The 7150-nt window shown below is 69.8% G+C and carries 11 protein-coding genes; 3 read left to right on the top strand and 8 right to left on the bottom strand.

What is annotated here, in order from left to right:
• Window positions 1-77: 77 nt before the first annotated feature.
• The 8 genes from AB0N89_RS34820 to clpS all read right to left on the bottom strand — a co-directional run bounded on the left by AB0N89_RS34820 (window position 78) and on the right by clpS (window position 4438).
• The gene (locus tag AB0N89_RS34820) at window positions 78-1028 is read right to left on the bottom strand and encodes a cysteine synthase (protein ID WP_034308799.1); all 951 of its coding nucleotides are present in this window, start codon (window positions 1026-1028) and stop codon (window positions 78-80) included.
• 3 nt (window positions 1029-1031) lie between these two features.
• Window positions 1032-1304, bottom strand: coding sequence for a MoaD/ThiS family protein (locus tag AB0N89_RS34815; protein ID WP_005165659.1), 273 nt, complete (start codon window positions 1302-1304; stop codon window positions 1032-1034).
• A gap of 71 nt (window positions 1305-1375) precedes the next feature.
• Entirely contained in the window at window positions 1376-1783 is a 408-nt protein-coding gene (locus AB0N89_RS34810; protein ID WP_364213849.1) for a M67 family metallopeptidase, read from the bottom strand.
• A gap of 55 nt (window positions 1784-1838) precedes the next feature.
• Entirely contained in the window at window positions 1839-2324 is a 486-nt protein-coding gene (locus AB0N89_RS34805) for a hypothetical protein (protein WP_364213847.1), read from the bottom strand.
• Complete coding sequence (locus AB0N89_RS34800; RefSeq protein ID WP_364213844.1) at window positions 2317-2556, bottom strand: ATP-dependent Clp protease adaptor ClpS; 240 nt, start codon at window positions 2554-2556, stop codon at window positions 2317-2319. Before AB0N89_RS34800 ends, AB0N89_RS34805 begins: the two co-directional genes overlap by 8 nt.
• A gap of 30 nt (window positions 2557-2586) precedes the next feature.
• On the bottom strand, window positions 2587-3588 hold the full coding sequence (locus AB0N89_RS34795; protein ID WP_364213841.1) for a P1 family peptidase: 1002 nt from the start codon (window positions 3586-3588) through the stop codon (window positions 2587-2589).
• Window positions 3585-4142, bottom strand: coding sequence for a DUF2017 domain-containing protein (locus AB0N89_RS34790; protein WP_101610188.1), 558 nt, complete (start codon window positions 4140-4142; stop codon window positions 3585-3587). Before AB0N89_RS34790 ends, AB0N89_RS34795 begins: the two co-directional genes overlap by 4 nt.
• Window positions 4139-4438, bottom strand: coding sequence for an ATP-dependent Clp protease adapter ClpS (gene clpS, locus AB0N89_RS34785; protein WP_005165655.1), 300 nt, complete (start codon window positions 4436-4438; stop codon window positions 4139-4141). Before clpS ends, AB0N89_RS34790 begins: the two co-directional genes overlap by 4 nt.
• Window positions 4439-4512: 74 nt before the next feature.
• Here clpS and AB0N89_RS34780 point away from each other — a divergent pair, with 74 nt between their 5' ends.
• Genes AB0N89_RS34780 through AB0N89_RS34770 form a run of 3 tightly spaced genes read left to right on the top strand, consistent with a single transcriptional unit; the run spans window position 4513 to window position 7063 of the window.
• A complete protein-coding gene (locus AB0N89_RS34780) occupies window positions 4513-5817 on the top strand; it encodes a nicotinate phosphoribosyltransferase (protein ID WP_364213837.1) in 1305 nt (434 codons plus the stop codon).
• Between the two features lie 20 nt (window positions 5818-5837).
• A complete protein-coding gene (locus AB0N89_RS34775) occupies window positions 5838-6413 on the top strand; it encodes an isochorismatase family protein (RefSeq protein WP_364213834.1) in 576 nt (191 codons plus the stop codon).
• On the top strand, window positions 6410-7063 hold the full coding sequence (locus tag AB0N89_RS34770) for a bifunctional 4-hydroxy-2-oxoglutarate aldolase/2-dehydro-3-deoxy-phosphogluconate aldolase (protein ID WP_364213831.1): 654 nt from the start codon (window positions 6410-6412) through the stop codon (window positions 7061-7063). Before AB0N89_RS34775 ends, AB0N89_RS34770 begins: the two co-directional genes overlap by 4 nt.
• Window positions 7064-7150: the final 87 nt, after the last annotated feature.

The following is a 7150-nucleotide window of genomic DNA, read 5'->3' as shown; positions in this document are numbered from 1 at the left end:
CAGCGCGTGTAATTAATGGGTCTTACAGGACGAAAAACGTCCTGAACGACCCTTTCATGACATCCGCAAACCAGAGATCAGGCCCAGAGCTGCCCGTCGAGCCTTTCGGCAGCTTCGTCGAGCGAACCGGAGTAAGCGCCCGTCGAGAGGTACTTCCACCCCGCGTCCGCGACCACGAAAGCCACGTCGGCGGGCTTCCCCGCGGCGGCGGCCTTCTCGGCGACGGCCAGCGCGGCGTGCAGCACCGCACCGGTCGAGATGCCCGCGAAGATGCCTTCGTGCTCCAGCAGTTCGCGAGTCCGGCGTAGCGCGTCGTACGCGCCGACGGAGTACCGGCCGTTGAGGACACTCGCGTCGTAGAGCTCCGGGACGAAGCCCTCGTCGAGGTTCCGCAGGCCGTAGACCAGCTCGCCGTAGCGCGGTTCGGCCGCGATGATCTGCACGTCCGGCTTCGCCTCGTGCAGGTAGCGCCCGACGCCGACCAGGGTGCCGGTGGTGCCGAGGCCGCCGACGAAATGCGTCAGCGTCGGCAGGTCCTTGAGCAGTTCGGGTCCGGTGCCGCGGTAGTGCGCGTCGGCGTTGGCCGGGTTGCCGTACTGATAGAGCATGACCCAGTCCGGGTTGGCCTCGGCCAGCTCCTTCGCCCGGCGCACGGCCTCGTTGGACCCACCCGCGGCCGGGGAGAAGACGATCCTCGCGCCGTACGCCTGCAGCAGCTGCTTGCGTTCGGTGGAGGTGTTCTCCGGCATGACGCACACCAGGCCGTAGCCCTTGAGCTTCGCGGCCATGGCGAGCGCGATCCCGGTGTTCCCCGACGTCGGCTCCAGGATGGTGGAGCCGCGCCGGAGGGTGCCTTCACGCTCGGCGGCCTCGATCATCGCCAGCGCGGGGCGATCCTTGATCGAACCGGTCGGGTTGCGGTCCTCCAGCTTCGCCCACAACCGCACGTCGTGGGTGGGCGAAAGCCGGGGAAGACCGACCAGCGGGGTGCCGCCGAGCGCGTCGAGCAGCGACTCGAAGCGAGCCATCGATCAGCCACCGGCCACGGCGGGCAGGATGGTCAGGGTGTCGCCGTCCTTGACCTCGGCCTCGAGGCCACCGGAGAAGCGGACGTCCTCGTCGTTGACGTAGACGTTGACGAAGCGGTGCAGCTTCTCTTCCTTCACCAGGCGGGCCTTGAGGCCGCCGTGGCGGGACTCGATGTCGTCGATCACCTCGAGCACGGTCTTGCCGGTCGCCTCGACGGACTTCTCGCCGCCGGTGTGCGTACGCAGGATGGTCGGGATGGAGACGGTCACGGCCATGGTTTTCTACCTCCGGTGGGTTCTCTACTACGCAGACGTTCGGGCCGGTCCGGGTTATTCCGGACGGCGGTTCAGCCGATGATCTCGACGGGCTCCTCGGTGATCTCCCCGTCCACGATCCGGTAAGACCGGAACTGGTGCGAATCGGGGTCCTTGGTGGAGACGAGCACGTAGTGCGCGTCGGGTTCCGAGGCGATCGAGACATCTGTGCGCGACGGGTAGGCGTCCGTGGCGGTGTGCGAGTGGTAGATGACCACCGCGACCTCGCCGTTCGCTTCCAGCTCGCGGTGCAGCCTGAGCTGGTCCATCGAGTCGAACTGGTAGAACGTCGGCGACCGGGCGGCGTTGACCATCGGGATGAACCGCTCGGGGCTGTCCGACCCCTCGGGACCGGCGATCACCCCGCACGCCTCATCGGGGTGGTCACGACGGGCATGGGCGACGATCTCGTCGACGAGTTCACGGCGGATCCGGAGCACATCGCACATCTTAGGTGCTGGACGCGGCCGGTCCACACTCTGAGATTGCCGCCACTCAGAGCGTGTAGGAGACCGGCTCGGCGGGATCGACGAGGAGCGCCGTCGTGATCACGTTGTCGAGCGAGCCGAGCCAGACGGACTTCACCTCGTGGTCTCGCCGGGCGAGGAAGTCCTCCGGCCGCCGAGCCTTCCACCTGGGGCGGCGCAGGTACCTGGCCTGAGCGTGCACGAGCCGCAGGTCGCGGACCCCTGCCCGGTCGAGGACGAAGGTCGTACCGTCCGGCCACCGTGCGAGCACACTTTCGAGGGTGGCCTGGACTTCGGCGCGCATCCGAGCGCCGTGGCGCTCTCGAAAACCGTCGCTGTCCGCCTTCTTGCGATAGGCGTCGGGGAACAACCTGTCGTCCTGGACGTTTTCCGCCCGCGACACCAGGGCCTCGGCGAAATCGACCAGAATCGCCCGCAGCACTCCGGCCAGGTTCTCCGTCAGGTCGAGCCGAACGCCGTCACCTTCGCGGACGGCACGTGCCTCGTCACGCATGCCGGAGCCTCGCGCGGAGGCCGTGGACCTGCAGCGCGGCGACCACTTTCTCGCCTTGCTCCCAGGGGCAGGGAGTCAGGTCCACGCGGCCGCTACGGTCGATGTCGCCGGCGACCCGGTACGCGGTCTCGGTGGCGTATCCGAGCACTTCGCTCAGCACCAGCGTGACGCCCGCATGAGTGTTGATGTGGTCGTTGTGGATCTCGATGATCCACGATTCCCCTTGACGCATGCCGGCTTGATCGCCCGCACCCGTCCGTCGTTACTCACTCGCCGCGAGGGCTTCGGGCCAGACGTCGCGGTACGCGCGCATGTCCCCGGCCGAGGTGGCCGAAAGCACGCCGTGCACCATCGCCCGCCCGAACACCCGGGCCGCGGCCGAGCACAGCGTGTCCAGCACCATCGCGCGCTGTGCCGCGGCGACGGGCCCCGCGCCGCCGGGCAGTTCCCGGTCGCCGGTCGCCAGCGCGAACACCGTGTCGCCGTCGAACATCGTGTGCGCCGGGCGGACCGCCCTGGCGAGACCGTCCTGCGCGGCCACCGCGAGCCGCCGGGCCTCCGCTTTGGACAGCGCGGCGTCGACGGCGACGACGCCGATGGTCGTGTTGAGCCCCGCCGCCTTCGCCTCGACGTCGCCGGGCCGGTCGGGCCAGCGGACGCCGAACTCGCCGTCGACCTCGTGATCCGCCGCGTAGGGCCGGCCGGTCGAGAGGTCGACGGCCTCGCCGGCGGCGTTCACGGCGGCGACGACGCCGACGGTGAACTCGCCGACGCGCTCCGAAGCGGTCCCGATCCCGCCTTTGAGTGATCCCGCCTTCGCCCCGGCGCCCGCCCCGACGGTCCCCAGCCGCACAGGCCCCCCGACAGCCGCTTCGCAAGCCGCGTAACCGAAGGAAGCGTCCGGCCGGTTGCCCCAGTCCCCGCGCGGCAGGTCGAACAGCACCGCCGCGGGCACGATCGGCACCACCTCGTGCGGTTCCGTGCCGACCGGGATCCCCAGGTTCCGCTCGGCGAGCCAGCGCATGACGCCGTCCGCCGCGGCCAGGCCGTACGCGCTCCCTCCGGAGAGGCAGATCGCGTTGACGTGCTGGACCAGGTTCTCCGGCTCCAGCAGATTGGTCTCCCGCGTGCCCGGCGCGCCGCCGCGCTGGTCGACGGCACCGACGGCGCCACCGGGGACCAGCACGACCGTCGTCCCGGTCGCCCAGCCGTCGCCGACCCGCTCGTGGTGCCCGACCATTACGCCGGGAACGTCGGTGATCACGAGGTCAGCGACTGGATGAGGGTCTCCTGCACCCACGTCAGCCAGTGGTAGACGCCGAGATGCGGCGCGCGGGGATCGTCCTCGGGCAGTTCGTCGGGCATGTCCTCGGTGACGTCGAGCGCGGTGCCCAGCGCCAGCCGGACGTCGTTGAGCGCGCCCAGCCACGCGTCGGCCTGCTCGAAGGTCAGCCGCACGTTCCCGCCGTCACGCGGCAGGGTGTCCAGCACGATCTTGGCGACGCCGACCTTCTTGTCCAGCAGATCGGGCTCGTGGAGCGACCGCATCGCGGCGGCGGAGTCGAGGTCCTCGCGGGTCGGGTTGTCCGGGTCCAGCTTGTGGAAGTCCGGCAGCAGCCGCGAAAGCACCGGATCGTCCGGCGACTCCGTCGGTCCGGTCCGGATCCCGGTCAGCTCCGCCAGCTCGTCCTGCGGCGCCTCCTCGGCGCGCGCGGTGAGCATGTCCTCCAGCTGGCTGACCAGACCGCGCAGGACCGCGGCCTCTTGCTGCTCGAACCCGGCGACGATGGTTTCGCCCTTACGGCGCCATCCGTTCATGAAGGCTGCTCCATAGTGGCCCAGAGGCCGGCCGCGTGCAGTTTCGCGACGTCGGTCTCCACCTTCTCCTTGGAACCGGAGGACACGATCGCCTTGCCCTTCTGGTGCACGTCGAGCATCAGCTTCGTCGCGTGGTCCCGGCTGTATCCGAACAGCTTCTGGAACACGTACGTCACGTACGACATGAGGTTCACCGGATCGTTCCAGACGACCGTCCGCCAGGGCTTGTCCTCAGAGACGACCTCTACTCCCTGTGGATCAACCTGCGTCTGCTCGGATGCGACAGGCGTGGACATGCACTCCATGGTGTCACGGGCCCAACCCGGTACGGGTTGGCAGGTCCGGCCATGTGGGTGAATAGGCTGGCGGCATGGGTTTCCCCGAGGCGGCCACTGGCGCCGGCACCGCGCTGCTCACCGACCACTACGAGCTGACCATGCTGGCCAGCGCCCTGTCCGACGGGACCGCGGACCGGCCGTGTGTCTTCGAGGTCTTCGCACGTCGTCTGCCCGACGGCCGTCGCTACGGCGTAGTCGCGGGCACCGGGCGAGTCCTCGACGCGATCGCCGACTTCCGGTTCACCGACGCCGAGCTGAGCCAGCTGGAAGCGACGGCCGTCGTCGACGACGCCACTCTTTCGTGGCTCGCGGACTACTCCTTCTCAGGGAACATCGACGGTTACACCGAGGGCGAGCTCTACTTCCCCGGCTCGCCGATCCTGACCGTCACCGGTTCCTTCGGCGAGGCCGTCGTACTGGAGACGCTGATCCTGTCGATCCTCAACCACGACAGCGCGATCGCGTCCGCGGCGGCACGGATGTCGGGCGCCGCGCACGGCAGGCCGATCATCGAGATGGGCGGGCGCCGCACGCACGAGTGGGCCGCCGTCGCCGCCGCGCGGGCCTCGTACCTGTCCGGGTTCGCGACGACCTCCAACCTCGAAGCGGGGCGCCGGTACGGCATCCCGACGCGGGGCACCGTCGCGCACGCGTTCATGTTGCTGCACGACAGCGAGGAAGAGGCGTTCCGCGCGCAGGTCGACAAGATGGGCGCCGACACCACGCTCCTGGTGGACACCTACGACATCACCAAGGGCATCGAGACCGCCGTGCGGGTGGCCGGGACCGAGCTCGGCGCGATCCGCATCGACTCCGGCGACGTGGGCCCGCTGGCCCGCAAGGCCCGCGAGCAGCTGGACTCCCTCGGCGCCAAGGACACCCGCATCGTGGTGTCCGGCGACCTCGACGAACACGCCATCGCGGCACTGCGGGCGGAACCGGTCGACGCGTACGGCGTCGGGACCTCGGTCGTCACCGGCTCCGGCGCGCCGACCGCCGGCATGGTCTACAAGCTCGTCGAGGTCGACGGCAAGCCGGTCGCCAAGCGCAGCGCGCACAAGGAATCCCGCGGCGGACGGAAATCCGCGCTGCGACGGCACCGCGAGACCGGCACCGCCGTCGAAGAGGTGATCTGGACCGCCGGCTCGGTGGTACCGGAACGGGGACCGAACGACCACGAATTGCAGATTCCGCTGGTCCGGGACGGCCGGACGGTGGATGATTTGCCCACGCTGGACGACGCGCGCCAGCGGCTTCGGCGGGCGCTGGTGAGCCTGCCGTGGGAAGGGCTCAAGCTCTCGCACGGGGAGCCCGCCATCCCGACCGTATTCGTCTAAAGAGAACTCAGGAGCAACACATGGGGACCGCCTTGATCGTGGTCGATGTGCAGAACGACTTCTGCGAAGGCGGGTCGCTCGGCCTGCCCGGTGGCGCCGCCGCCGCCGAAGCGATCTCCAAGCAGGCCGCGGAAGGCGGCTACGTGCACGTCGTCGCCACCCGCGACTATCACATCGACCCGGGCGACCACTTCAGCGAGACGCCGGACTTCAAGGACAGCTGGCCGCGTCACTGCGTCGCGGGCACCTCCGGTGCTTCGTTCCACCCCGCGCTCGACGTGGTCCCGATCAGCGAGGTCTTCTCCAAGGGCGAGTACTCCGCCGCGTACTCCGGTTTCGAGGGCAACGCGCGCGACGGCAAGACGCTCGACACGTGGCTGAAGGAGCGCGACGTCACCGAGGTCGACGTCGTCGGCATCGCGGCCGACTTCTGCGTCCGCGCGACGGCGCTCGACGCGGCGAAGGCGGGCTTCAAGGTGCGAGTGCTGCTGGATCTCACCGTCGGCGGTTCGCAGCCGACGGTCGACGCCGCGCTCAAGGACTTCGACGAGGCCGGCGTCACCTACACCGGGAAGGCGCCGGTCCCGGCCGCATGATCCAGCACGACCTCCAGGACACCCTGATCGAGAACCGGCTCGTCGCGATCCTGCGGGCCGCGGACGCGAGCCGGTTCGCGGACGCCGCGACGGTGCTGCACGCGGCGGGAGTGCGGGTGCTCGAAGCGGCGTTGACCACGCCGGGCGCCGCGGACGCCATCACGACCATCCGCAAGAAGCTCGGCGACGACGCGCATGTCGGCGCCGGGAGCGTCCGTGAGGTGTCCGATGTGGACCTCTCGGCGGACGCGGGCGCGACCTTCCTGGTCACGCCGACGGTGAACCCGCTGGTGCTGGAACGCGCGCACGAACGCGGGCTGCCGGTGATCTGCGGCGCGCTGACGCCCACCGAGATCGACCAGGCCTGGCGCCTCGGCGCCGCGGCGGTGAAGGTGTTCCCGATCGCCGCCGTCGGCGGGATCGCCTACCTGCGGGCGATCCGGGCGCCGATGCCGGACATCCCGATCGTGCCGACCGGCGGCGTCCACCTGGCCGAGGTCGGAAAGTACCTCGAAGCGGGTTCGATCGCCGTCGCGGCCGCCACGCCGCTGCTCGGTGACGCGCTCGCCTCCGGCGGGTCGCTGACGGATCTGGCGACCCGGGCGAGCGAGTTCGTCGCCGCGGCCGCGAAGTACGTCTCGCGCGTTTAGGGCTTTCAGCTCGCGAAGTGTCATGAGGGGTCCCCGTAGGACATTTTCCGTCCTATGGGGACCCCTCATGACATCCCGGGCGCGCGA

The organism is Amycolatopsis sp. NPDC089917 (assembly GCF_040684635.1).
Classification (GTDB): domain Bacteria; phylum Actinomycetota; class Actinomycetes; order Mycobacteriales; family Pseudonocardiaceae; genus Amycolatopsis.
Note: the sequence above shows the minus strand (reverse complement) of the source record. Positions and strands in the feature narration are given on the sequence as shown.

Coding starts and splice junctions, on each gene's coding strand:
- AB0N89_RS34820 (WP_034308799.1), bottom strand. CDS start 1,028: ATGGCTCGCTTCGAGTCGCTGCTCGACGCGCTCGGCGGCACCCCGCTG.
- AB0N89_RS34815 (WP_005165659.1), bottom strand. CDS start 1,304: ATGGCCGTGACCGTCTCCATCCCGACCATCCTGCGTACGCACACCGGC.
- AB0N89_RS34780 (WP_364213837.1), top strand. CDS start 4,513: ATGGGTTTCCCCGAGGCGGCCACTGGCGCCGGCACCGCGCTGCTCACC.
- AB0N89_RS34775 (WP_364213834.1), top strand. CDS start 5,838: ATGGGGACCGCCTTGATCGTGGTCGATGTGCAGAACGACTTCTGCGAA.
- AB0N89_RS34805 (WP_364213847.1), bottom strand. CDS start 2,324: ATGCGTGACGAGGCACGTGCCGTCCGCGAAGGTGACGGCGTTCGGCTC.
- AB0N89_RS34790 (WP_101610188.1), bottom strand. CDS start 4,142: ATGAACGGATGGCGCCGTAAGGGCGAAACCATCGTCGCCGGGTTCGAG.
- clpS (WP_005165655.1), bottom strand. CDS start 4,438: ATGTCCACGCCTGTCGCATCCGAGCAGACGCAGGTTGATCCACAGGGA.
- AB0N89_RS34770 (WP_364213831.1), top strand. CDS start 6,410: ATGATCCAGCACGACCTCCAGGACACCCTGATCGAGAACCGGCTCGTC.
- AB0N89_RS34800 (WP_364213844.1), bottom strand. CDS start 2,556: ATGCGTCAAGGGGAATCGTGGATCATCGAGATCCACAACGACCACATC.